This window comes from Microbacterium sp. Cr-K20 (assembly GCF_000708325.1).
Classification (GTDB): domain Bacteria; phylum Actinomycetota; class Actinomycetes; order Actinomycetales; family Microbacteriaceae; genus Microbacterium.
The window spans coordinates 1-1072 of the sequence record NZ_JARE01000038.1 but is presented as its reverse complement, the minus strand read 5'-3'; the positions used below and the strand labels follow the sequence as shown (position 1 = coordinate 1072).

Annotated in this window: 2 protein-coding genes; both read left to right on the top strand. The window is 67.8% G+C overall.

All coding sequences use genetic code 11. From position 1 onward, the window contains the following. The coding region (locus GZ67_RS20080) for an Ig-like domain-containing protein (protein ID WP_231481706.1) at positions 1–390 on the top strand (390 nt) is incomplete at its 5' end. Further along, a partial coding sequence (locus tag GZ67_RS20075) for an Ig-like domain-containing protein (RefSeq protein ID WP_231481705.1) occupies positions 387–1072 on the top strand: 686 nt, incomplete at its 3' end. The genes GZ67_RS20080 and GZ67_RS20075, both read left to right, overlap by 4 nt.

Here is a 1072-nt window from a genome sequence, read left to right as displayed (position 1 = left end):
CTGCCGGAGGGGACGAACACGATCACGCCGACCGCGACCGATCCGGCGGGGAACGCGACCGCGGGTGATCCGATCGACGTGACCGTGGATACGGTGGCCCCGTCCGCTCCGGTCATCACTGGTCCGGCGGATGGTGCTGTGGTGACGGATGCGACGCCGACGTTCACGGGCACCGGTGACGATGGTGACACGATCACGGTGACGGATGGCGACGGCACGGTGCTGTGCACGACGACCGTCGTCGATGGCGCCTGGTCGTGCACTCCGACCGATCCGCTGCCGGAAGGCGTGAACACGATCACCCCGACCGCGACCGACCCCGCCGGCAACTCGACCGAGGGCGATCCCATCGACGTGATGGTGGACACGGTCGCCCGTCTGCCCCGGTGATCACCGGTCCCGAGGACGGCGATGTGGTGACGGATGCGACGCCGACGTTCACCGGAACGGGCGATGACGGCGACACGATCACCGTGACCGACGGAGACGGCGCCGTGCTCTGCACGACCACCGTCACGGATGGTGCCTGGTCGTGCACTCCGACCGATCCGCTGCCGGAAGGCGTGAACACGATGACACCCACGGCGACGGACTCGGCCGGGAACTCGACGGAGGGCGATCCGATCGATCTGACGGTCGACACGGTTGCCCCTGCAGCTCCCGTCATCACAGGTCCGGTTGATGGTGCCGTGGTGACGGATGCGACGCCGACTTTCTCGGGCACCGGTGACGATGGCGACACGATCACGGTGACCGATGGTGACGGCACGGTGCTGTGCACGACGACTGTCGTCGATGGCGTTTGGTCGTGCACGCCGACCGATCCGCTGCCGGAAGGGACCAACACAATCACACCGACGGCAACCGACCCCGCGGGTAACTCGACGGACGGTACTCCGATCGAGCTGGCCGTGGACACTGTGGTCCCCACGGCCCCGGTGATCACGGGTCCCGCCGACGGTGCTGTCGTCGACACAGCGACGCCGACGTTCTCGGGCAGCGGTGACGATGGCGACACGATCACCGTGACCGACGGTGACGGCACGGTGCTGTGCACGACGACCGTGGTCGA